The organism is Shewanella sp. 1CM18E, from assembly GCF_023161665.1.
Classification (GTDB): domain Bacteria; phylum Pseudomonadota; class Gammaproteobacteria; order Enterobacterales; family Shewanellaceae; genus Shewanella.
In genome coordinates this window covers 103,667-128,188 of record NZ_JALNTW010000011.1, presented here as the reverse complement: position 1 = coordinate 128,188, position 24,522 = coordinate 103,667, and the positions used below count along the sequence as shown (strand labels likewise).

Below are 24,522 nucleotides of genomic sequence, written 5' to 3'. Positions count from 1 at the left end.
AATGACAATCGAAATTAATGTACCAGACATCGGTGCGGATGAGGTTGAAGTAACAGAGATCCTTGTTAGCGTTGGCGACAAGGTAGAAGAAGAGCAATCGCTTATCTCTGTTGAAGGCGATAAAGCGGCGATGGAAGTTCCAGCACCGCAAGCGGGTATTGTTAAAGAAATCAAAATAGTTGTAGGTGACAAGGTGTCTACCGATTCATTGATTATGATCTTTGAATCTGAAGGCGCAGCATCTACTCCTGCAGCTGTTGAGTCAGCACCGGTTGCGACTCCTGCTGCACCAGCTGCGGCTGAGCTAAAAGAAGTTCACGTTCCAGATATCGGTGACGACGAAGTTGAAGTGACTGAAATCTTAGTAACTGTTGGCGACAGCATTACTGAAGAGCAATCATTGATGAGCGTTGAAGGTGACAAAGCTTCTATGGAAGTGCCTGCACCATTTGCTGGCGTGCTAAAAGAAATTAAAGTGAATGTAGGCGATAAAGTGTCTACTGGTAGCTTAGTAATGGTATTTGAAGTTGCGGGCTCTGCTCCTGCTGCCGTGGCTTCTGCGCCAGTTGCAGCAACGGCTGCTGTTGCATCTGCACCATCAGTACAAGACGTTAATGTGCCAGACATTGGCGGTGATGAAGTTGAAGTCACTGAAATCATGGTTAGCGTGGGTGATACAGTTACTGAAGAGCAATCACTTATCTCTGTTGAAGGTGATAAAGCGGCGATGGAAGTACCTGCACCGTTTGCTGGTAAAGTGTTAGAAATTAAAGTGGCTCAAGGCGATAAAGTATCGACTGGCTCTTTGATTATGACATTTGAAGTGGCTGGTAGTGCACCCGTTGCTGCGCCAGTACAGGCGGCTGCTCCAGCGGCACCAGTTGCAGCTCCTGTTGCAAGCCAAGCTCCTGCAACTAGCCAAGCAGCACCTGCAGCGAAAGAAGACTTCGTTGAAAACAGTGCATACGCTCATGCTTCTCCAGTTATCCGCCGTATGGCGCGTGAACTAGGCGTTAACCTAGCTAACGTTAAAGGTACTGGCCGTAAGAATCGCGTAGTGAAAGAAGATGTTCAAAACTACATTAAAGCGGCGATTAAGCAAGTTGAGTCTGGTGCGGTTAAAACTGCAGCTGGTGGTGGCGAGCTAAATCTACTTGCATGGCCGAAAGTGGACTTCAGCAAGTTTGGTGAAACAGAAGTTAAACCGTTATCACGTATTCAGAAGATTTCTGGTGCTAACCTACACCGTAACTGGGTGAAGATCCCGCATGTTACCCAGTGGGATGACGCTGATATCACTGAACTAGAAGCTTTCCGTAAGGCGCAAAACGCTGCCGAAGCGAAGAAAGAGTCTGGCATGAAGATCACGCCACTTGTGTTTATCATGAAGGCAGTTGCGAAAGCATTAGAAGCATTCCCAACCTTTAACTCTTCATTGTCAGAAGACGGCGAAAGCTTAATTTTGAAGAAGTACGTTAACGTAGGTATTGCGGTTGATACACCAAATGGCTTAGTTGTTCCTGTGTTTAAAGATGTGAACAAGAAAGGCATTCATGAGCTATCTGATGAGCTGAAAGTGGTTTCTAAGAAAGCCCGTGAAGGCAAGCTTACTGCTGCAGATATGCAAGGCGGTTGCTTCACGATTTCTAGCTTAGGCGGTATTGGTGGCACAGCATTTACTCCTATCGTGAACGCGCCAGAGGTTGCGATTCTAGGGGTATCTAAGTCAGATATGAAGCCTGTTTGGAACGGTAAAGAATTTGAGCCGCGCTTAATGTTGCCGCTGTCACTGTCTTATGACCACCGAGTGATTGATGGCGCTGATGGTGCACGTTTCATTACTTACTTGAATAACTGTCTGTCAGACATTCGTACCTTAGTGCTTTAATCCTAATAGGCTGCTTAATACAAGCAGCCTATTTTCTAAGGCGCTTGATTAATACAATTAGTAAACATCAGTAAGATTAAGCGTTTCTAGGATTGTGATCAGCATCAAACAAAGGTTAAAATGCGGCCACCTTACAAGATTTGGCCACAGTTTATCGTTGAGTCGGTTTTATCGTTAACTCGGTGCCACCAACGACATAAAAAGAATAGAGGAAAACATGAGTAACGAAATTAAAACTCAGGTAGTTGTACTAGGCGCTGGCCCTGCTGGCTACTCAGCTGCATTCCGTGCTGCAGATTTAGGTCTAGATACTGTTATCGTTGAACGTTTCAGCACGCTAGGAGGTGTATGTCTAAACGTGGGTTGTATCCCTTCTAAAGCTTTGCTTCACGTTTCTAAAGTGATTGAAGAAGCAAAAGCCGTTTCTAGCCACGGTGTAGTTTTTGGTGAGCCTCAGATTGATCTTGATAAGCTACGTGAATACAAAAAATCAGTAATCGGTCAGCTAACTAGCGGTTTAGGCGGCATGTCTAAAATGCGTAAAGTTAACGTGGTTAATGGTCTAGGTAAATTCACTGGTCCTAACACGCTAGAAGTTCAAGGTGAAGACGGCGTTAAAGTTGTTCATTTTGAGCAAGCAATTATTGCTGCGGGTTCTCGCCCAATCCAATTACCATTTATTCCTCATGAAGACCCACGTGTATGGGACTCAACTGATGCGCTAGAACTGAAAGAAGTTCCAGGCAAGCTGCTTGTTATGGGCGGCGGTATCATCGGTCTAGAAATGGGTACAGTTTACTCTTCACTAGGTAGTGAGATTGACGTGGTTGAGATGTTCGACCAAGTTATCCCTGCAGCAGACAAAGACGTAGTTCGCGTTTACACCAAGAAGATCAAGAAGAAGTTCAACTTGATGCTTGAAACCAAAGTGACTGCTGTAGAAGCTAAAGAAGATGGCATTTACGTAACAATGGAAGGCAAGAAAGCACCAGCTGAGCCAGTTCGTTACGACGCAGTATTGGTTGCTATCGGCCGTATTCCAAACGGTAAAGGCTTAGACGCAGAGAAAGCAGGCGTTAATGTTGATGAGCGTGGCTTTATCAATGTTGATAAGCAGATGCGTACTAACGTACCAAACATCTATGCAATTGGTGACATTGTTGGTCAACCAATGCTTGCACACAAAGGTGTGCATGAAGGTCACGTAGCGGCGGAAGTGATTTCTGGTCTTAAGCACTACTTCGACCCTAAAGTTATTCCATCAATTGCCTACACTGACCCAGAAGTAGCTTGGGTTGGTTTAACTGAGAAAGAAGCAAAAGAGCAAGGTGTTGCTTACGAAACTGCGACTTTCCCATGGGCTGCAAGTGGTCGTGCAATCGCATCTGATTGTGCAGATGGTATGACTAAGCTAATTTTCGACAAAGAAACACACCGTGTAATTGGTGGTGCTATTGTTGGTGTTAATGGTGGTGAACTTCTAGGTGAAATCGGCCTAGCAATTGAAATGGGTTGTGATGCTGAAGATCTAGCATTGACCATTCATGCTCACCCAACACTGCATGAGTCAGTTGGTTTAGCGGCAGAAATTTACGAAGGTTCAATCACTGACTTGCCAAACCCAAAGGCAAAGAAGAAAAAGTAAGCATTTGCTAATATTTTAAAAGGCGCTCTTAGGGGCGCTTTTTTTATATCTCATTATTTTTTAGAATGCTTTTTAAGCAATCAAAGGGTGAATATCTGTTACCTAAATGATACATTCAGGTTAATCTGAACGTGGTAAAGCAGATGAAAATAATAATTAAAAAAATTTGGTTTAGCTTACTCTTATTTCTTATTTCCGGCGCTGCCCCCGCATTGGCTAGCGGCGTTGTTCAGCGGGTGTTTACTGCAAGTGATGGGCTGACAAACGGTACAGTTTGGGATATCAGTTTTGATCAACACGGCTTTACTTGGCTGGCAACTGACGAAGGTCTGTATCGCGCAAGTAGTAACAAAGTACGACGTATCGATAAAAGCGGCTTACAATCTCAGTTAAGCGACAGCATCTTATATTTGGCCGAACCGATTAGTGAACGGCACCTGCTTGTTAGTGGCATTTATAACGTTTATTTGTACGATATAAAGACCAATCACTTCCTTGAGTTTGGCACTCCTGAGTTATTTCCTGAATATCGCGGTGGAGGCATAGCGTCTCAGATTGAAGACGCCAATGGCGACCGCTTGTTGCTTACCTATGAAGGTGAGTTACTGCGTTTTAATTACCAAGCAATGACGCTGAACCGAATCAGCTTCCTGCCAAGTCATCCCGATCAGCCCTCAAGGATCATGTTTGCGCTTAGTGATGATAGCTTGCTTATTGGCCGCGATCGGCAGCTAGAAGTGCGTGATAGCTATGGAGTTCGGCAGCAGGTTTTAGATTGGGATGATACCTGGGGCGATATTAACTATAGCTTTAAAGATTCGGCTGGCCGAGCTTGGATAAGTAGCACTAAAGGTCTGTTTGAAATTGACTTGCAAAGCCTGTCGATTGGTAAAGTCGAGCAGCTTGAACATTATGTTAGCAACATTGCCGAAGACAAGCAGGGGTACCTTTGGCTTTCAACTCACACAGGTTTACTGCGTTGGTTACCGGGAGAGCAGACCGGCACCTTTTACGGTGATGCACTTAAGCAAAAGTCCAATATAGACTATACCTTTGATATTGCAGTTGATGAAACCGGCTTAGTTTGGGTGGGCGGCTCCGGTGATGGTGTGGCTATTTTGGCGATAGAGCCTGATTTTCTCCTGGATAAATTTACCGGGGCTGCGCCTTATAAAATACAAGATGAGTTAGTGTGGTCGATTTTTGCTGAAGGTAATCATCTTTGGTTAGGCACAGATAATGGCCTAATTTTAATCGACAAACGAACTCAAAAGTCCTATCAAATCAACCCATATGGCATACGCCAAAGTGACAGTATTTATAAGATAGATCCTTTAGATGAAGAGCATTTATTGCTGTCTAGTACCAACGGTCTCTCAGTGGTAAATAAAGCGACTTTTCACAGCGAAAGCTTTGCAAGTTGGTCGGGCGGTAAAGAATCTTTGCAAAGTAGTGTGGTTTATACCACTTATTTTGACAGCGTTATCAAAGGGCGGATTTGGTTTGCAACTAGCCGAGGTCTGTTTTATTGGCAGCAGGGGTTATTGGAGCCTGAGCGGGTAAAACTTGTTAGCTCCATGAATAGTTCTCCCGCTTTGGTGATTATGGCAATAACTCGTGATAGCTATGGCCGATTATGGGTGGGGGGGAATCGGATTTTTGGCTACTTAGACTCACAGCTAACTTTCCACCCTAAAATGGATGCAATCGTCACCGAAGCTGGTGAGTCTACAGTGCGCTTTATTAGTGAAGTAGACCCTGGTGAGCTTTGGCTTGGTCTCGAAGCTCATGGTGTGTTGGGTTTTAATGTGCGAAATGGCGCCACTGAAAGCATTACTGACAGATGGGATATTAGTTGCAGTGGTATCTTTTTTATTGAGAATATCGATCATTATCGCTTAGTTGGGTGTCCGCGCTCACTGATCCGTAAAGATTTAAACAGCGGTGAAGTCATCGTTATTTCACCACAAGATGGCTTGATTAGTGATGAGCTTAATGAAGGGGCTTATTTTGTCTCAGAGCGTGGCCTTTACCTTGGTACACCAGATGGAGCTATGTTAGTCGATGTTGATTTACTGCAAAACCGCTCGCCTAATGACGTGGTTATGCTTGAATCGATGGAAGTCTATTTTGAGTCGCGCACCGAGCTAAGTTTGTTACCACAAACCGGCCACCACATATTGCCCGGCGCGCAGCTTATTAGCTTTGAATTTGCACGTAAGAATTACCTCGACGATAAACCATTACAGCTTAAGTATCGTTTGCGCCGAGAGTCTGATAATAGCGACAGCAATTACCTTTATCTCGAGGGTAAGTCTCAGCTTAATATCTCTGGGTTAGAGGCTGGCTCTTACGTTATCGATATCATTAGTCTTGATAATGAGGTTTGGTCAGAGCAACCTTTCTCATTTAACTTCTACGTAGAAAAGTACTGGTGGCAAACCTCTTGGTTTACTGGCTTGCTGATCCTGTGTTTTATGTTAGCTGGCTTAGGCATTATTTTCATTCGTCAGCAACAAGTTAGAGCGTTTAGACGGATTAACTCGGCCCTGACAGATAGTGAAGACCGTCTCAAACAAGCACTAAAAGGTAGTAACTCTGAACTCTGGGAGTGGCAGCTAGAAACCGAGCTATTCAGGGTTGAAAATACCGAAGGCTTATTAAGTGCTGATAAACCACAAATCTATTTGCGCCTTGAAGAATTTGCCATCCATAGAGATGATGCCAGTGAAACCCTAGCAGCGTGGCAAGATATGTTACATGAGCGAACCGATCGCTTTGAAGTGGAATACCGTTATTGGACCAAACATAAAAGCTGGGGTTGGTTGCGGGTCATGGGACGACCGGTTAAGCGTAATCCACTTACTGGCACGATTGAGCGGGTAGCGGGGATTTACAGTGATATTACCGAGCAGCGTAAGCTGAAAAACGATATCTATCTGCTGGCACAAGCATTTGAAAATACCTCTGAAGCATTGCTGATTTTCGACCGTGATGAAGTTATAGAAGTGACCAATAAGGCGGCGCAAGACATGATAGGTCTTGATGCTCAACGCTTGATTGGTCTGCCATTTAATGACGTACTACAAGGTGAAAAATTAGATAAGCGACTCGCTGATATTTTAACTCAACGGCTAAATTGGGCTGGCGAGTGCCATGTTGCGAATTTGGAAAATCATAAGCGTGCAGTGTGGCTCAACGTTTCGGCCATTCTAGACGGTAATGGCGATGCAACACATTACGTGGTGGTGTTTTCTGATATCACCGAGCGTAAACGCGCTGAGTCAGAATTACGCCGCTTAGCAAACTACGATGTGTTAACTGCACTGCCGAATAGGACATTGTTCTCGAGTAAGTTATCTCAGTCGGTGTATCAAGCTGAAAAGGAGGGCGGTAACTTAGCCTTATTGTTTTTAGACTTAGATAGATTTAAGCATGTAAATGACTCTTATGGTCACAGTATGGGGGATGCGTTATTAGTTGAGGCATCAAGCCGCCTACAAGCGCTTATCGCTGAACAACATGTGTTGTGCCGCTTCGGTGGCGATGAGTTTGTAATATTACTGCGTGAAAATCCTAATATTGATGAAATAAACTACCTTTGTGAACAGTTGCTTGAATGCATTCAAAAGCCGTTTGAGTTATATGGTCGTGAGTTCTTTATTTCAACCAGTATTGGGGTCAGCTTATGGCCTGAAGATGCTAAGCAGCCCGAAGCACTTATTAAGAATGCTGATTTGGCCATGTATCATGCCAAAGAGGAAGGCAAAGGGATCTTTAAGTACTATTCGCAAGAGCGTAATGCTGAGGCGCTATACCACCTAAGGCTTGAGGCTGACTTACGTAAAGCCATTGAGCGCAATGAGTTTGAGCTGCACTTCCAACCGCAAATCGATATTTTAAATAGTGATAAGTTGGTTGGAGTTGAGGCCTTGCTACGTTGGAATCACCCGACTGAGGGCTATGTTCGTACCGATATTTTCATCAAAGTGGCTGAAGCCTGTGGGCTTATTGTTGAAATAGATCGTTGGGTGATGCGCGAAGCGTGTCGAATTGCAGCGCCTTGGAGTCGACAATTAGATGAACAGATAAAAGTGTCGGTCAATGTGTCGGCGCTGCACTTTAGGCAGCCAGACTTTATCAAAGGTGTACAGCAAGTGTTAGTGGAGACGCAAATGCCAAATGCTAATTTGTCGCTTGAAATCACCGAAGGCGTATTAATGAAAGAGCTAAAGGTTGCTAAGCAGCACCTTAAGGCGCTAAAAAAGATCAACATTGATGTAGCTATTGACGACTTTGGTACTGGTTACTCATCACTGGCATACTTACGTCACTTTGAAGTAAATACCTTAAAAATTGATCGCTCATTCCTGATTGATATCGCTTCAAATAAGGCGGATCAAGCCATTGCCAGCAGTATTATAGAGTTAGCAAGAAACCTAAAGTTAGACGTAGTTGCTGAAGGTGTCGAAACTCATGAGCAGCTTGAGCAGGTATTTAGTCGTGGTTGTTATGTTATTCAGGGCTATTACTTTGCTAAGCCAATGTCAGTGAAAGATATAGAAGTATTTATGGGATTAAAGCAACCGCTGATAGCTGAAGGGTAGGGTTAATAGCGGCACAACACCTTGCAGCTCGAGTGTAAATCAAATACGTTAAGACATAACTTAAAGAGTCGAAAAAGACATTATGATACATAGAATTATTATTCTTTGTTTAGCAATAGCAAGTCCAATTGCTCTTGCGCAGGAACGTCCAAAAATAGGATTAGTATTAAGTGGTGGTGGCGCAAAAGGCGCGGCCCATATTGGTGTACTTAAAGTCCTCGAAGAAAAGCAGATCCCCATTGATTATATTGCGGGTACCAGTATTGGTGCCTATGTTGGTGGTATGTATGCGCTAGGATACAGCGCGGCAGAAATTGAAGCGATTATGATGAATACCAAGTGGGACAAAGGGTATTCAGATACTATCCCAAGAGAGTCACTTAGCTATCGTGATAAAGAAACCCGCGATCAGTTTAATATTCCTATCAATATCGGTTATAGCGATGAAGAGGTAAAAACTCCGGCTGGTTTGTTACGGGGTCAATCTATGTCGCAGTTACTGCGTAGCTCAACCGATCTTGTGCATCAGTTTGGTGACTTTGATGACTTATCTATTCCTTATCGCGCAGTGGCGACCAACTTAGCCACCAGTGAACCCGTAGTGCTAGATTCTGGCAGTATTGTTGCTGCCATGCAGGCATCAGCTTCTGTCCCTGGCGCATTGCAGCCAGCAATTATAGATGGCAATTTATTGGTTGATGGCGGTATCGCTAACAATATGCCTGTGGATGTGGTGAAGGCTATGGGAGCTGACATAGTTATCGCTGTGGATATTGGCTCGCCTTTAATGAAGCAGCAAGAGATTAATAGTACCGTCGCTGTGCTTAATCAATTGTCCACAATACTTACCAATGCCAGCTCTGACAGACAAAAGGCACTGCTAACTGATCATGACATTCTAATTAGGCCTAATATTGGTGAGCTAAGCACCACTGACTTTAGCATTATGCCAATCGCTTTGCCGTTAGGGGAGATTGCGGCCCGCGAACAGGCTGATAAGTTAGAGCAATACAGTGTCGATAACAAAGACTATCAGCAGTATGTCGTCAGTAAAAAAAGCAAAAGTCAGCAATGGCTGGATGATATCGACAGACCACTGATTAAGGTGATTTACGATAATGACTCTAAAGTCAGCGAGAAGTTATTAGCTGATAACTTAGATCTTAACGTGGGCGAGCACGTAACGGTTGAATCTCTAGAGGCAGGCCTAGATAGAATTTACGCGTTAGATAAATTTGAGCGTGTCGATGCTGAATTTACTGACACAGAAGAAGGAAGGGTGTTAACGGTTCGCACCAAAGCTAAGTCTTGGGGGCCAAACTATTTCCAACTAGGCTTTAGCTGGGAAGATGACTTTAGCTTAGATTCGGTGATTTCCTTGGATATGGCTTACACCATGACCGAACTTACCGAAAACGGCGGCGAGTGGCGCAATGAGCTCTCGCTCGGATTTGATAAGTTAATTGCTTCAGAGTTTTATCAGCCATTGGTAAAAGAGCAAACTTACTTTAGTCGCGCACGAGTTGAATATGAGCTGAAAGACTGGGGATTTTTTGAAAATAACAATCGCGTCTTAGAGCTCAAGCAAACCGCTTACCGTGCAGAGCTTGGGATAGGTATTAACTATACTCAAAATGGTATGGTTGAGATTGGCTTGCTAGGCGAAAAAGGCGATCTTGAAAATGATTTATGGACGTTTGGCAGAGTGCCATACGACGGTTACGGTGGTTATTTTAAGTTTGCCTATGATGACTTAAACAGTATTAACTTCCCCACCTCTGGTAACCGCTTCACATTTAATATGTATATGCGTAAAGAGGGCTATGACTTAAATGGTTTAGCTGAGTCTTCAGATTTCTCAATGCAATATGAAGCCGATTGGCGCGGTGCCGTTGGTGTGGGCAACCACGCGTTTGTGGGTATTGCATCATTGGCCACAGTTGATAAAGACGGCGCGTTTACCGTTAACGTATCAGAGCTTGGTGGCTTTTTAAATTTGTCTGGTTATCACAAGAATGCACTTTATGGATCGCATAAGGTTTTTGGCGCCTTTGTCTACCAATATGACTTGGGCCGTGATGTATTGGGTATGACTGAGTATCCGTTATATCTTGGTACCAGTATTGAGGCGGGTAATGTCTGGAACCAAAAAGATAATGTGTCACTTGATGACTTAATTTACGCTGGTAGTTTGTATTTAGGTATAGATACTAGCGTTGGCCCAGCGGCCTTTGGTTTTGGCGCATCAGATGACGGCGAGAAAACCGTATTCCTGTTTATTGGTAAGAACTGGTAGCTGCCATGTTATAGCGCTAATTTGTAGGTCCAAGTTATAGGTAGAAGCTATCGCGCTAAATATGTCGTCTTTAATCAATAGTCACAAATCAAAAGCCCATCATCAGATGGGCTTTTTGGTTAGAGGCTCTAGCTATACAGGCGCTTTGTTGCTGCTGATTACCTTGGTGACTTTGCTATGTAAGCTGCGAGATCTAGCAGGCTATCAAGTTGCTGGTGGGCGATAGCCCATTTAGTCAGATGGGCATGTTGAGGCTCTGGTATCGCCACTGTTTGCATGTTTGCCGCGCGGGCGGCGACTAATCCATTAAATGAATCTTCAATGGCTAAACAATTGATTGGATCAATATTCAGTGCAGCAGCACAATTTAAATAGACCTCAGGATGAGGTTTACCGTATTGCAGGTTTTCTGCAGATTCAATGGCTTGAAAATAGCTTTCTATTTGTAATCTGTTTAAAACGGCATTAATAATCTCGCTTGAAGACGATGTGGCTAAGCCAACTTTTAGCTCTAGCGCTTTACAAGCTTTAAGCGCCTCATTTACACCTTGCATCGGTTGACCATCGGCTAAAATATGGCTGACAACCTGATCTACAATGGCTTGTGCGGTTTGCTGATTATTGTAATTAGCCCATGGGCAGCGCTGATACCAAAACTCAACAACTTGGTCGATACGCAGTCCGGTTGTTAGCGTCATATCTTGCATTGTCACGTTTAAACCAAGGTCGCTCATAACTTTAAAAATGGCTATTTGCCAGGTTGGTTCTGAGTCAATTAGCACCCCGTCCATATCGAAAATAACCGCTTTTAGCTTAGGTTTACTCATAAGTATCCAATTATGTTCATTATAACTTTGGTGAATATTAGCCGTTTAAATTGCCATTTTTGATAATAATCATACAAATTAATCCTTAAAAAGCGAGTGGTTTTATGCTTTTAAATAGATTGAATAAGTAGGTATGGAGTGATTTAAATGTATGATTTATATAATTTAGATCAATGTTTCACACTATGGTCTAGTTTTCTTTTTAAACAAATAGTTTTACTGTATAGCTCGAGATGTCGACTGGGTGTCGTTCTGCTTCGGTGTGAGTGTGATCTAATTCATACTTTTGCAAAGCTGTAGTATAATGGCGCTCGAATTAAGGATCGAGTCTGTCGAACTGCTAGCGTCTGTTTGAGATCTGCAGTTTGGCTGTTAGAACGCCAAAATAAGAGGAATGTTGCCGTGCTAGAAGCATATCGTAAACACGTCGCAGAACGTGCTTCAGAGGGCGTAGTCCCTAAGCCATTAGATGCCCAACAGGTATCAGAGCTAGTAGAATTGGTAAAGAATCCACCTGCAGGTGAAGAAGAGTTCATTCTTGATCTGCTTGAAAACCGTATCCCACCAGGTGTTGATGAAGCCGCATATGTTAAAGCAGGCTTTTTAGATGCAGTAGCAAAATGCGAAGCATCATCTTCAATTTTATCGTCAGAGCGCGCTGTAGAGCTACTTGGCACCATGCAAGGTGGTTACAACATTGAGCCGTTAATTGCTCAACTAGATAACGAAGCACAAGCTCCACTGGCAGTAAAAGCCTTATCTCACACTCTACTTATGTTCGATGCGTACCATGACGTAGTCGAAAAAATGCAAGCGGGTAACGACTTTGCTAAGCAAGTTGTTCACTCTTGGGCTGAAGCCGAGTGGTTCCTATCTCGTCCAAAGCTTGCTGAAAAAATCTCGCTAACCGTATTTAAAGTCTCTGGCGAGACTAATACCGATGATTTATCACCTGCACCTGATGCATGGTCACGCCCAGATATTCCATTGCACGCACTTGCGATGCTAAAGAACGCGCGTGAAGGTATCGTGCCAGATGAAGCGGGTGTTATCGGTCCAATCAAAGAAATTGAATCGCTAAAAACCAAAGGTTTCCCACTTGTTTATGTGGGTGACGTTGTGGGTACGGGTTCATCACGTAAATCTGCAACTAACTCAGTGCTATGGTTCATGGGCGATGATATCCCGAATGTACCAAACAAGCGTGCAGGTGGTTTCTGTTTAGGTGGCAAAATCGCGCCAATCTTCTTCAACACTATGGAAGATGCGGGTGCATTGCCAATCGAGCTAGACGTAAGCAAGATGGAAATGGGTGATGTTATCGATATCTACCCATACCAGGGTATTGTTAAGCGTCATGGCACAGAAGAAGTTATTTCTGAGTTTTCACTGAAAACTGATGTGTTGATGGACGAAGTACGTGCTGGTGGCCGTATTCCATTAATCATTGGTCGTGGTCTAACTGACCGTGCACGTGAAACGCTAAACCTTGAAGCATCAACTGAATTTGTGCGCCCACAAGATGTGGCTGATACTGGCAAAGGTTATACCCTTGCACAGAAGATGGTAGGTAAAGCATGTGGTGTTACTGGTATTCGCCCTGGCCAATATTGTGAGCCTAAGATGACCTCTGTAGGTTCGCAAGATACTACAGGTCCTATGACTCGTGATGAGCTAAAAGATTTAGCATGTCTTGGTTTCAGCGCTGACTTAACCATGCAGTCTTTCTGTCACACTGCGGCATATCCAAAGCCTGTTGACGTAAATACTCACCACACACTTCCTGATTTCATCATGAACCGCGGCGGTGTTGCACTGCGTCCTGGTGACGGTGTAATTCACTCGTGGTTAAACCGCATGCTACTGCCTGATACTGTAGGTACAGGTGGTGACTCGCATACGCGTTTCCCTATTGGTATTTCATTCCCTGCAGGTTCTGGTCTAGTAGCATTTGCTGCTGCAACTGGCGTGATGCCACTGGATATGCCTGAGTCGGTATTAGTTCGCTTTAAAGGTGAAATGCAGCCAGGTATTACGCTACGTGATTTAGTTCATGCTATTCCGCACAAAGCGATTGAAATGGGTCTGTTGACTGTTGAGAAGAAAGGCAAGATCAACGCTTTCTCTGGTCGCGTACTTGAAATTGAAGGTCTTGAGCAGCTTAAAGTTGAGCAAGCATTCGAGCTTTCTGATGCATCGGCAGAGCGAAGCGCTGCAGGTTGTACCATTAAGTTAGGTAAAGATCCTATTATCGAATACCTAAACTCAAACATCGTTATGCTTAAGTGGATGATCAGCGAAGGTTATGGCGATCGCCGTACAATTGAGCGCCGTATCACTGCGATGCAAGAGTGGTTAGCAAACCCTGAGCTAATGGAAGCGGATAGCGATGCAGAATATGCTGAAGTTATCGAAATCGATTTGAATGAAATCAAAGAGCCAATTCTTTGTGCACCAAACGATCCAGATGATGCGATTCTACTGTCATCAGTAGTTGATACTAAGATTGACGAAGTATTCGTTGGTTCTTGTATGACTAACATCGGTCACTTCCGTGCAACAGGTAAGATGCTAGATAAGTTCGCATCAACCTTACCAACACGCCTATGGATTGCGCCGCCAACTAAGATGGACCGTGATCAGCTAACTGAAGAAGGTTACTACGCTATCTTCGGTCGTGTCGGTGCGCGTATCGAGATCCCTGGTTGTTCACTGTGTATGGGTAACCAAGCACGTGTGGCTGAAGGTGCAACCGTAGTGTCTACCTCTACGCGTAACTTCCCTAACCGTCTAGGTACAGGTGCTAACGTTTACTTGGCTTCTGCTGAGTTAGCTGCAGTTGCTGCACTACTTGGTCGTTTACCATCACCTGATGAGTATCAGACATACGCTAAAGAGTTAGATGCAACAGCAGCTGACACTTATCGTTACCTGAACTTCGATCAAATTGCATCGTACACGGCAAAAGCAGATGAAGTGATTTTCCAATCAGCAGTGTAAGCTAGATTGGAGCACTAAAAAGGCCAGCTAATCAGCTGGCCTTTTCGTTAATTCGTTATACTCTTTGCTAGAAGCTAGAACTGTGTTTGCTTGTTACTTTTCTAGCAGGACGCAGTCCGACCTAGCAGCGTAGCGTCCTAGTACCTTCTTTAAGTCTTAAGAGTGTTTGCTGTGAAGCACTTCTAGCAATTTATCTTCAAGTGCAAAGCGAGTTTCCATTGCATGACCTAAAGACGATAGGTCTTTATCTAAATGGAACAGCACTTTTTCATCATCAGCTTCGGTGTATTTGTCGTTGAAGTCTAATGCAGTGTCAGTGGTTTCACTGATCTGAGGAACTAGCTGCTGAGCGAGCGCCTGGCTTGAGTGACCATTCTTCTCGCAGGCGGCAACTACCTGATTGTAGATCTCGAAATGTCCTTCAGAAACATAGTCCATCAGTTGATCGCAAAACTGTTTGACTGAATCGAATGCAGGTAATGACTTATCAGTTACTTCATACGGCGGGATCCCAGCAATCTGGCAATAGTTGATAAGTAGGTTACGACGATTGTTTAACCACTGATCTATAAGCGTATTTGAACCGCCCCATTTTTGTTCGGCTTTCTCTAGCTTTCTTAGCATGGTTTTCCCCGATTAAAATCCGTCTCTGTACCTCTAATGTAGGGGAAGAATACGGTTTTGATCAACCATTTTTAAAGGAAATATGCGTAAATACTGAACGAGGGGTTTACTGTAAGACTTGTAAACAAAGTGCTATAAAATAAAATGCCCAGCGATAGAAATCTATCGCTGGGCGAGTAAAGTTTTTTGCGGGCTCGATGCGACGAGCTTCTTGATTGTTCTTGCTAGCGCAGACTTTTTATACCAAAGCTAACTAAGAGGTGCAACTTTTTTCTGTCACATTGCGAGCCATACAGCTTAGGTTAAGCTCTGATGTGAATCTGTTTCACGTTTTCATCTCAAGCTGTGAACTGTGATTTGTCGCCATAAAATAACCAGTCTGAATATACCAATAATGTTACCTATCTCAGAGTTGGTGGATTTAGTCGCGTTACTTGTCACATTATTTTACCGTTACAGGTTACTTTATTAACGTAAATGCTAAACTACTGACCCAAGCGGATATCACTATAAGTTTAGGAATCAAGCCAAATGGCAGAATTAAAGAATGATCGTTATTTACGTGCGTTATTAAAACAGCCTGTCGACAGAACTCCTGTCTGGATGATGCGTCAAGCTGGTCGTTATCTTCCAGAATATAAAGCCACCCGCGCTGAAGCTGGCGACTTCATGTCTCTTTGTAAGAACCAAGACTTAGCTTGTGAAGTGACCCTACAGCCACTACGTCGTTACGACTTAGATGCTGCAATCTTGTTCTCAGACATTCTTACTGTTCCTGATGCAATGGGCTTAGGCCTGTATTTTGAAGCTGGCGAAGGTCCACGTTTCGAACGTCCTACCGACACCATCGACTCAATCAAAAAGCTTTGCATTCCAGATCCAGAAGATGAACTTGGCTATGTAATGCGTGCTGTAAGCACTATCCGTCGTGAACTTAAAGGCGAAGTACCGTTAATCGGTTTCTCAGGTTCACCTTGGACTCTAGCCACTTACATGGTTGAAGGCGGTTCTAGCAAAGCGTTTGAAAAGATTAAAAAGATGGCTTACGAAGAGCCAGCTACTTTGCATATGCTACTAGACAAGCTAGCTGACTCAGTGACTTTGTACTTGAACGCGCAAGTTGCTAACGGTGCTCAGTCACTAATGATTTTCGATTCATGGGGTGGCGCGCTTTCTCACCACGCATACCGTGAATTCTCTCTACGCTACATGCAAAAGATTGTTGATGGCCTAACTCGCCATGCAGACGGTCGCCAAGTTCCAGTGACTCTGTTCACTAAAGGTGGCGGACTATGGCTAGAGTCTATGGCTGAAACTGGCTGTGATGCACTAGGTCTAGACTGGACTGTAGATATCGGTGATGCACGTCGCCGTGTAGGTCATAAAGTTGCACTACAAGGCAACATGGATCCATCAGTACTTTACGGTACACCAGAGCGTATTCATCAAGAAGTGGATCAAATTCTATCTGCTTATGGTGAAGGTACTGGCCACGTATTTAACTTGGGCCACGGTATTCACCAGCACGTTGATCCAGAGCGTGCAGGTTCGTTCATTAACTCAGTCCATGAGTTATCGGCTAAATACCACAAGTAATCGATTCGCTTAACAGCATATCGTTAACGATGAATAAAGGCTCAGTTTACTGGGCCTTTATTGTTTCTGTCATTTGAAAGCTCGGATTATTATTGGGTCTTATGCTTGCGCAACTGGTGGGGTAAATTTGTAGCCAACTCCCCATACGGTTCTGACCAGTTTTGAGGTGAGATCATTGCGAGAAAGTTTAGATCGTAAACGGTTTACATGACTATTCACAGTATGCTCATAACCTGAGTAAGAATAACCCCAAACAGCTTCTAATAACTGCATACGGCTAAATACTTGTTTAGGATGCTGGGCAAGATAAAGCAATAGATCGAACTCTCTGGCTGTGAGTTCGAGCACTTCGTTAAAGGCGATCACCTCTCGGGTATTACAATCTATGGTAATGCCTTCAAATTTTAGTGCATGCTCTTGTTTCTCTGCTAGTTTTGAGCGGCGTATTAAAGCTTTTACTCGTGCTCTAAGCTCCAACAGGCTAAAAGGTTTAACTAGATAATCGTCGGCGCCAGACTCAAGGCCCAAAACGATATCGGCTTCTGAGTTTTTAGTGCTGAGCATCATGCAAGGCAATTCGTTTCCGGCATCACGAAACTGTTGGCACAAGGTAATTGCGTCGCCATCAGGTAGCATTCTGTCCATCAAAATCAAATCTATTTTGCTATTACGCAAACATTGCTGCGCCTGTTGCAGTGTGGTGCAATGGATCACATCATGATTCATACTTTTTAGATTTAGCATTACTAGCTTGGCTAAGTCTTGCTCACCCTCAACAAGTAAGATTTGCTTATTAGCAATATGATCATTGCTTGTGCTTGCTCCGTTCATGCTTAGCTCCCAAAGGCGAGTCCTTGCCAACAAGACCCGCCAATAGAAACATTTATTGCGTACTATTTTTAATCTACATTAGTTAATACTTATTCGGTGCGGCTTATTTTGATAAGTAGTGTTGGATTATCAAAGCGATGTGAAGCATTGAGTACTGAGTCACTTAGGCCGTCATCGCTGCTAATAACTCCCGGGTGAGCGTGCACTTTATCTGTGTCATCTCGGGCTGCATTAAATCCTTCTCCACCGTCAGCGGGACCTGGGATCGTGCCTTTGGCTTCGCTATTGGCTTCTGTACCTGCATCATAGGTTATCACTCTAAATACCATAGACTCATCAACGGCTAAACTGCTTAAGTCATAACCGGTAAAGCCGGCAAAGGCATCGTTAGTATTAACCAACATTGTCACTACAGATAAGTCAGCAACAGAATTTGAGTCAAGACTTAAGCTTATCTCTTCACTCGCCCCAGGCATTAAAATGCCTGCGCCACTAACAAGTTCTGTCACTCCGGTTTCGTCAGTTAAGCCACTAGCATCACCTGATTCCGCTAAGGTTTCTAGTGCCAAGCTTGCGCTTTCACCGCTGCTCCAAAGCACGCTATCAGCCTCGTGCGTGACAACCGCGATTGGCGACATGGGTTGGTTAGCTGTTAGGTTTGTAACGCTAATAGTGTAGTCCTGCATTGTTGGCGTTACTGCAGGTGGAGTAACTGGGGCTGGGCTTGTGTGATCGTTATCAGAACAGCCACCCAGTAATAACGCACCTACACTTAGTGCAGCGAGACTACTTGTTTTGAATCTTAGTTTGGAGATATTCATGGTTAACCTCCTACTTCACGGTAACTGTGACGCGAGCAACAGGATTTAACCAGCGATGCACTCGACTATCAAGGTCGCTCATGCCGCCTTGTAAATCGGTGTCACCTAGCACGCCTGGGTGGATATGCACTTTATCATTACTGCTCATGTCCATTACGCCAGTAGCGTTCATACCGCCATCACCTCCAGGGGCTGCTGGGATCCCGGGAACGCCTGACATGCCTCCGCCATTAACGATTTCATCATTGGCTTCGGTGCCTGCATCATAAGCATTCAGCGTAAAGGTATAGCTACCCGCTTCAGTTGGGATTTTCCAAGCATCTAGGCCAACAAAGGCGTCATTAGTTGGTAGTACCATGGCTGTGATTGATAGGTGGGTCATCTCCCCTGAATCTAGCATGATGGCATCAATTTTAGCGCTTGGTGCTAACAGTCCGCCTGCTGGATTGGTCACTGTAACGCCATTTGCACCCATAACAGCGGCATCTAAATCGCCGATATCACCACCTTCTGCCATTTTTTGTAGGGCACTAGTTGCCATTTCACCCACTTGAAAAAGATGACTATCTGCATCGTGTGCAGCAATTAATAGCGGGGTGAAATGGTTACCGTGGGTGAGATTAGTAATGCTTATTTCCAACTCTGCAGCAGACGCTGGTAGGCTAATAACACTGCTTAGAATGAGTAATTTGGTGACTTGATTTAGTTTCATAATATTGCTCCTTTGCTTTGTATGGTTTTAGTGTGGCAAAGGGTTATCACTGGAATATCGCCTAATTATCACAAAATTCTAACAATTGGTTTTTTACTGTTATGAAGGGCTTTGGTTGAGTCTTAATGTAAATCTTTACAATATTTTTGAGTAAGCGTGGCTAGGTTGTCGCTTTTATAAACGGCTGTTTAAAAGGTAGGTGTTATCTGTTGCAAAATGGGGTACTTTGCTAGCGCAAACCAAGTAGTAGCCAGAGTTTGGCTGGTTTTGAATTAGAGAAGTTGTCCTAAGATGCAAATTGGAAAAAAAATTGTATTGGTTACCTTCGGTGTCTGTGTCCCTTTGCTTGTTGCTGTTTTCTTAACAGGCATAACCTGGTTACGTGGTGAGATAGAAGTTGTTCGAACCAACGCTATCGAAAAATATATAATAAGCATTGAATCACAAATAACCAACGACTTAGATCACTTTCAGTTGACTATTGATTCTACTGAGTACAGCGCTGCGACTACATTGTCTAATCAAGTGTGGAGCAGTGGTGAGCTATTTAACGACACTCAAGTATTTTTACAAACAGGCAATCACTTAAGTCGAATAGATGGAAGTGAGCTTAAAAAGAACAACCCTTTTACCTATCTAAGCCCACGAAGTATCAAAAGGGGGATCTATTTTTCTCCTTCACTGGGACAGGCATTTTTTATTGCAACTAAGTCTGGTCAGCATTTAGGGGAGGAATTAATTTTTACTTCTCAGTTAACTGCTGAGTACTTCGAGTCACTTGGGTTAATTAACTTTGTGACCAATATTGAAGTTCTACAAGGCGCTCCAACGAGCAATTTATATAAATTCGGCGATGCAACGATTGCAGAGCTCAATTTACCTGCCTCACTCGGTACAGCCCCTGCACACTTGAAAGTGTCATTTTCTAATCCATTAATTTTGAAAATGGAGCAGGAGTACACACTGTTGAGTCTCGCTATATTCTTGCTGTTTATTATTTTGCAAATAGCAGGCTTATTTTGGCTGCGTTTAGGCCTAGTAAAACCATTTAAGAAATTAACCGCAGAGTTTGCCAGTTTAGATCCAAAGTCAGCTGAGCTTGTGCAAATACATAACCAAGGGGTGAAACAATTTACCCCGTTAACCAGCGGCATTAATAACTTTTTACAAGACATTTATCAGCATGAGCATCATTCCAAGATCACGTTAGCCGCAATTTCAGAAGCGGTAATACTGACAGATATTAACGCTAATGTTACCTATATCAATGCGTATGCAGAGCGTTTATTACAATGCGCTAATCAGCAAGCTATTGGTAAAAGTCCCGATGTGCTTTTGGGTATTAACCAAGGAATAACGCAGAGAGTGACAGGCTTTATGCAAAGTGGTGATCTTGCACAAAAGTCCCTGCCATTAACGATTAGCTCAAGTCCGTCGAAATTGATGAGTGGCACACTGAGTAACTTAACTAGCCATTCAGGGCAGGTTGTAGGTGCCGTTTTAGTGATAAAAGATACCACTCGAGAAATGCTATTGGTGCGCCAGCTCAAGCGAAGTGTGCATTTTGATAGAGTCACAGGTCTGCTAAATCGAACCGCTTTTGAAGAACGTTTGCCTAGCTATATCGAAGGGACAAAATCACTGGCAGCTGTGTATTTAGATCTTGAGCAGTTTAAATTGATTAATGAATCTTTAGGCTTTGCTGTTGGTGACAAAATGCTGTGCCAAGTGGCAAAAGCGTTAGAAGCTTGTCTCAGTCAAAATGAGCTATTGGGGCGTTTGGGAGGGGACGAATTTTGTTTTGTCATAAAAGATACCTCAGCACTAGAGATCGCTAAGTTAACCAAGCGAATTATTGCCAGTATTCATAGCCAAGTCATCACAGACAAAGGAACCAGTTATCGAGTTGGAGTGAGTGTTGGCGTGGCGCTCGCGCGTTTACGTGATATTGATGATGTTTGCGAACTGCTAAAAGATGCCAATGTTGCTTGTTTGGCAGCAAAGAAGAAGGGCAGCAATCAAATACATTTTTATGACAGTCGTGATAGAGAGCTTAGTTCCCAACGTAATGCACCGGCTTGGGCTTTGCGTATTGTACAGGCTATCGAAAATAACGAGCTGATCCTGTACTACCAAAAAATCAAACGGCTTTCTTCCCATAGTCACCGTCAACGAATGGAAATTTTGTTGCGGATCCAAGACGCCTCTGGGCGGGTATTACCGCCAGCACAATTTATTGCTGCTGCCGAGCGATTCAAGTTGATTGTAGAGGTGGATAAAGAGGTTATCCGAAAAGCCTTTTTATGGCTGTCGTTAAACGAGCAGGTCTGGAACGACCACTGTTTATCGATTAATTTGTCTGGCAATAGTCTTGGTGCTGAGGGCATGGTTAATTATATCTTGCAGCAACAAGCCCGTTTTGGCATACCAAGTAGCTGTGTGTGTTTTGAAATTACCGAAACCAGTGCAATTCAAAATCATAGCCGAGCGATGAAAATGTTATTTGAACTGCGTAAGCGTGGTTTTGCATTCGCTCTTGACGACTTTGGTAGTGGCTTTGCCTCTTACGGCTATTTAAAAGAGATGCCAGTAGACTACGTAAAAATAGACGGCTGCTTTGTGAAGCACTTGGCGAGTAACGCCAAAGATTACGCTATCGTAAAGTCGGTCAGTGATGTTTGCCGAGTGATGGGGATTGAGACAGTGGCAGAATTTGTTGAAAACCAAGAGATTATCGACAAACTTGAAATTATCGGGGTTAATTATGCCCAAGGTTACGGCATTGGTCGGCCTCAGCCTCTCAATAGTTATAAATACGAGGTATTGTTAGAGCAGTCGATTGCCTAAATTTGCGCTTGAGTGATTAATATGTGAGGTTGATGGTTATCCATAATTAACCGAGCGTAGATCACCATGCCGTATACTAATCAGCTCCTCAATGATGAACTAGTAAGTAAGTTAACTGGTAAGGTCATTGTTATTACTGGCGCGTCTGAAGGCATTGGTCGCGCATTAGCTTTGGCCTTAGCACTGTTTGATTGTCACTTAGTGATAAGTGCGCGTAATCTTGAGCGACTTAATAGTTTAGCGGCAGAGTTGACGCTATTGGGGAATCCACCGCTAGTGCATGTCGCTGATGTGGCCGTTCAAAGTCAATGTTGCGGCTTAATTAAGGCCTGTATCGACAAGTTTTCAAAGTTAGATATCTTAATCAATAACGCGGGTATGACCATGTGGTCGCGCTTTGATGAACTAGAAGACTTAAGCGTTTTATCGCAAATTATGCAGGTTAATTATTTAGGTCCAGCCTATCTTACCCATGCAGCCATTCCTTATCTTAAGCAAACCCAAGGGCAAATCGTTGCTGTTGCCTCGTTAGCAGGAATGACAGGTGTGCCAACACGTTCTGGCTATGCGGCCTCTAAGCACGCCATGATTGGCTTTTTTGATTCCCTGCGGATTGAACTCAGCGATGACAAGGTTGCGGTAACGGTTATTTGCCCAGACTTTGTTGTCAGTGAAATCCATAAACGTGCGCTTGATGAGCAGGGTAAACCTTTGGGCGATACACCAATGCAAGAAAGTAAGATTATGACCGCAGAGCAGTGCGCAAATATGATGCTACCGGTAATTGCTAAGCGGCAGCGTTTGTTAGTGACTTCGTTACGAGGGCGAGTTGGGCGTTGGTTTAAGATTATCGCCCCCAGCTTAATTGATAAGATAGCACGTAGGGCGATAGATTCTGGTAGTTAATTCAAGGCTAACTAACTGTTTTACTTATTAAGGTGTTTAACTATGGCTTCAGCCGCTTCGTTTTTTGTGGCTTTGTCGGCAGCGGGTTCTATGTGTGCAGCGGCGTTATGACCTGTCATATCTTCGGCGATATGCAGCCAATCTGGGTGCCAGTAAAAAGAGGAACCTGACAGTGTGTCCCAGTTATGTACACCAGATGTTTCGCCTTGGTAGATAAGATCGCTTACTGAATATTTCATTGTCTAACCCCAGTTTGTTAAGTTTAATTCTTGGCAATGTATCGATTCACTCTGCTTAATATTTCTCTTTCTAATTTACGTGGATCTATTGCTGCTGGATTTAGCATGCACTTTCAAGTCACGCTTTTGTGCTGCATAGATCACAAAAATGCCGATTAGTTGATATTGGTTTGCAAGCTGACTGCGGGAGTAGGGGCTATCAACAGAGAATAAGCGAAGCCACCGGTTCTGCAGTTTGGCGTATGAGTATTTAGGGAGGGAGCGACATAGCAGACATAAAAAAGCCCTGAATTAACAGGGCTCTTAGATTCACTCGCTAATGAAGAGGCTATTAACCTTCGCCGTTTTCACGAGCTATCGCACGGTAAGCGATGTCAGTTCTAAAGTAGACATCATCCCAGTGAATTGCATCAACTAAGCTATAGGCTGCTTGCTGTGCTTCGGTCACTGTATTACCTAGTGCTGTTGCGCATAATACGCGGCCGCCGTTCGTCACTACGTGACCGTCTTGCATACTAGTACCCGCATGGAACACTTTAGCGTCGTGATTACCAAGAGACAGACCATCAATCACATCGTGCTTGCGGTATGCATCAGGGTAGCCGCCTGCAGCAAGTACTACACCTACAGCAGCGCGTGCATCAAACTCAGCGGTCACTTGATCAAGCTCGCCGCGGGTCGATGCTAGGCAAAGCTCCACCAGATCAGATTTAAGACGCATCATAATGGGTTGAGTTTCTGGGTCGCCAAAGCGGCAGTTGTACTCAAGTACTTTGGCGCTGCCATCCGGTGCAATCATCAAGCCTGCGTATAAGAAACCTGTGTAAACATTACCTTCAGCTGCCATGCCATCAACAGTTGGGCGAATCACATGCTCAATAGTCCAGTCGTGAACCGCTTGGGTAACAACTGGCGCTGGAGAGTACGCGCCCATACCGCCAGTGTTTGGACCATGATCGCCGTTATCACGGGCTTTATGATCTTGGCTGGTGGCCATTGCTAGAATATTCTTACCGTCTACCATCACAATGAAGCTGGCTTCTTCGCCAGTAAGGAACTCTTCGACAACCACGCGAGAGCCCGCTTCACCAAACTTGTTGCCCGCCAGCATATCTTCAATCGCAGCATCAGCTTCACTTTGATCTGCGGCGATGATCACGCCTTTACCTGCCGCGAGGCCGTCAGCCTTAATCACGATAGGGAAACCCGTTAAGCCAGTCACTTGCTTAACATAGGCTTTAGCTGGCTCAATCTCAGTAAAGTTTGAGTAAGCTGCCGTTGGAATATCGTGACGAGCTAAAAAGTCTTTAGTGAAAGCTTTAGAAGACTCTAACTGCGCAGCACCTTTGGTTGGACCAAAGATAGGCAGGCCTGCTTCATTAAAGGCATCAACTACGCCTAGCGCCAATGGCACTTCTGGGCCAACAATGGTGATAGCCACTTTTTGCTCTTCGGCAAATGCCACTAACGCTGAGATCTCTTCAACATTAATCGCCACGTTTTCAAGCTTTGGCTCTAGTGCAGTGCCAGCGTTACCTGGTGCTACAAAAACAGTTTCAACTTGCGTTGATTGTGCAGCCTTCCACGCCAATGCATGTTCGCGACCGCCGCCGCCAATAATCAATACTTTCATTTTTTAATCCTTAATCGCTTCTTCATCGGTCCTTGAACTGCATCAAACAT

Annotated in this window: 15 protein-coding genes; 8 read left to right on the top strand and 7 right to left on the bottom strand. The window is 44.1% G+C overall.

Annotated features, from left to right (window positions below):
• The first annotated feature begins 1 nt into the window (after window position 1).
• The 4 genes from aceF (at window position 2) to MSG37_RS14865 (ending at window position 10,436) form a co-directional block, all read left to right on the top strand.
• Window positions 2-1,888: a pyruvate dehydrogenase complex dihydrolipoyllysine-residue acetyltransferase gene (gene aceF, locus MSG37_RS14880; protein ID WP_248471437.1), complete on the top strand. Its 1,887-nt coding sequence runs from the start codon at window positions 2-4 to the stop codon at window positions 1,886-1,888.
• A gap of 217 nt (window positions 1,889-2,105) precedes the next feature.
• Window positions 2,106-3,533 (top strand): dihydrolipoyl dehydrogenase, encoded by a 1,428-nt coding sequence (lpdA, locus tag MSG37_RS14875; RefSeq protein WP_248471436.1) that lies wholly within the window; start codon window positions 2,106-2,108, stop codon window positions 3,531-3,533.
• A gap of 143 nt (window positions 3,534-3,676) precedes the next feature.
• The gene (locus MSG37_RS14870) at window positions 3,677-8,140 is read left to right on the top strand and encodes an EAL domain-containing protein (RefSeq protein WP_248471435.1); all 4,464 of its coding nucleotides are present in this window, start codon (window positions 3,677-3,679) and stop codon (window positions 8,138-8,140) included.
• A gap of 82 nt (window positions 8,141-8,222) precedes the next feature.
• A complete protein-coding gene (locus tag MSG37_RS14865) occupies window positions 8,223-10,436 on the top strand; it encodes a patatin-like phospholipase family protein (RefSeq protein ID WP_248471434.1) in 2,214 nt (737 codons plus the stop codon).
• Between the two features lie 158 nt (window positions 10,437-10,594).
• Here MSG37_RS14865 and hxpB read toward each other — a convergent pair whose 3' ends face one another.
• The gene (gene hxpB, locus MSG37_RS14860) at window positions 10,595-11,263 is read right to left on the bottom strand and encodes a hexitol phosphatase HxpB (RefSeq protein ID WP_248471433.1); all 669 of its coding nucleotides are present in this window, start codon (window positions 11,261-11,263) and stop codon (window positions 10,595-10,597) included.
• A gap of 402 nt (window positions 11,264-11,665) precedes the next feature.
• On the opposite strand from hxpB, the gene acnB reads away from it, so the two are divergent.
• The gene (gene acnB, locus MSG37_RS14855; protein WP_248471432.1) at window positions 11,666-14,263 is read left to right on the top strand and encodes a bifunctional aconitate hydratase 2/2-methylisocitrate dehydratase; all 2,598 of its coding nucleotides are present in this window, start codon (window positions 11,666-11,668) and stop codon (window positions 14,261-14,263) included.
• Window positions 14,264-14,419: 156 nt separating this feature from the next.
• On the opposite strand, the gene rsd is transcribed toward acnB, so the two are convergent.
• Complete coding sequence (gene rsd / locus MSG37_RS14850; protein ID WP_248471431.1) at window positions 14,420-14,887, bottom strand: sigma D regulator; 468 nt, start codon at window positions 14,885-14,887, stop codon at window positions 14,420-14,422.
• Between the two features lie 531 nt (window positions 14,888-15,418).
• On the opposite strand from rsd, the gene hemE reads away from it, so the two are divergent.
• Window positions 15,419-16,483 carry a uroporphyrinogen decarboxylase gene (hemE, locus tag MSG37_RS14845; RefSeq protein ID WP_248471430.1) on the top strand — a complete coding sequence of 355 codons (1,065 nt, stop codon included), beginning with the start codon at window positions 15,419-15,421 and terminating at the stop codon, window positions 16,481-16,483.
• 99 nt (window positions 16,484-16,582) lie between these two features.
• Here hemE and MSG37_RS14840 read toward each other — a convergent pair whose 3' ends face one another.
• The 3 genes from MSG37_RS14840 to MSG37_RS14830 form a co-directional block, all read right to left on the bottom strand.
• On the bottom strand, window positions 16,583-17,314 hold the full coding sequence (locus MSG37_RS14840; protein WP_248471429.1) for a response regulator transcription factor: 732 nt from the start codon (window positions 17,312-17,314) through the stop codon (window positions 16,583-16,585).
• Window positions 17,315-17,403: 89 nt separating this feature from the next.
• A complete protein-coding gene (locus MSG37_RS14835) occupies window positions 17,404-18,135 on the bottom strand; it encodes a spondin domain-containing protein (RefSeq protein WP_248471428.1) in 732 nt (243 codons plus the stop codon).
• Between the two features lie 10 nt (window positions 18,136-18,145).
• Entirely contained in the window at window positions 18,146-18,847 is a 702-nt protein-coding gene (locus tag MSG37_RS14830) for a spondin domain-containing protein (RefSeq protein WP_248471427.1), read from the bottom strand.
• Window positions 18,848-19,138: 291 nt separating this feature from the next.
• Between MSG37_RS14830 and MSG37_RS14825 the strand changes: the two genes are divergently transcribed.
• Together MSG37_RS14825 and MSG37_RS14820 are read left to right on the top strand one after the other, a co-directional pair.
• Window positions 19,139-21,694 (top strand): EAL domain-containing protein, encoded by a 2,556-nt coding sequence (locus tag MSG37_RS14825; protein WP_248471426.1) that lies wholly within the window; start codon window positions 19,139-19,141, stop codon window positions 21,692-21,694.
• 66 nt (window positions 21,695-21,760) lie between these two features.
• The gene (locus tag MSG37_RS14820) at window positions 21,761-22,600 is read left to right on the top strand and encodes an SDR family oxidoreductase (RefSeq protein WP_248471425.1); all 840 of its coding nucleotides are present in this window, start codon (window positions 21,761-21,763) and stop codon (window positions 22,598-22,600) included.
• A 20-nt stretch (window positions 22,601-22,620) separates the two neighbouring features.
• On the opposite strand, the gene MSG37_RS14815 is transcribed toward MSG37_RS14820, so the two are convergent.
• Both MSG37_RS14815 and purD read right to left on the bottom strand, forming a co-directional pair.
• A complete protein-coding gene (locus MSG37_RS14815; RefSeq protein WP_220782029.1) occupies window positions 22,621-22,839 on the bottom strand; it encodes a hypothetical protein in 219 nt (72 codons plus the stop codon).
• Between the two features lie 331 nt (window positions 22,840-23,170).
• Complete coding sequence (gene purD, locus MSG37_RS14810) at window positions 23,171-24,472, bottom strand: phosphoribosylamine--glycine ligase (RefSeq protein ID WP_248471424.1); 1,302 nt, start codon at window positions 24,470-24,472, stop codon at window positions 23,171-23,173.
• Window positions 24,473-24,522 lie beyond the last annotated feature (50 nt).